1 pseudogene (cut by a window edge) is annotated in these 307 nt (G+C 59.6%); it reads left to right on the top strand.

Annotated features, from left to right (window positions below):
• Positions 1-141: pseudogene (locus A2X88_06070) on the top strand (hypothetical protein) (it extends 47 nt beyond the left edge of the window).
• Positions 142-307 lie beyond the last annotated feature (166 nt).

The raw sequence follows: 307 nt of genomic DNA, 5'->3' as shown, positions 1-307 counted from the left end.
TCCGGTCCACACGGGAAAGTGGAGGTCACGGCGGCCGGGAGCGCGAACCGGAATCGGCCGGCATTCGAGAAAACCTTCGCCTCCATCCTGGCCGAAATCAGAAAAGACCCATCCAAGACAAATAAGGAGAACCCGGCATGAATACGCTCAACGTCCATCTCTTCGATCTGACCACCCTCTTGTTCGGCACGGCGTCTGTCAACTATGTCGCCTACCTGTATGGGAAAAGAGAGACCCTTGCCCGGATCGGGACGTGGATTTGCCTGGCCGCTGCTGTCGTGTCAACCGCCGCCCTCGGGGTCCGGTG

This window comes from Deltaproteobacteria bacterium GWC2_65_14 (assembly GCA_001797615.1).
Lineage (GTDB): Bacteria > Desulfobacterota > Deferrimicrobia > Deferrimicrobiales > Deferrimicrobiaceae > GWC2-65-14.
Note: the sequence above shows the minus strand (reverse complement) of the source record. Positions and strands in the feature narration are given on the sequence as shown.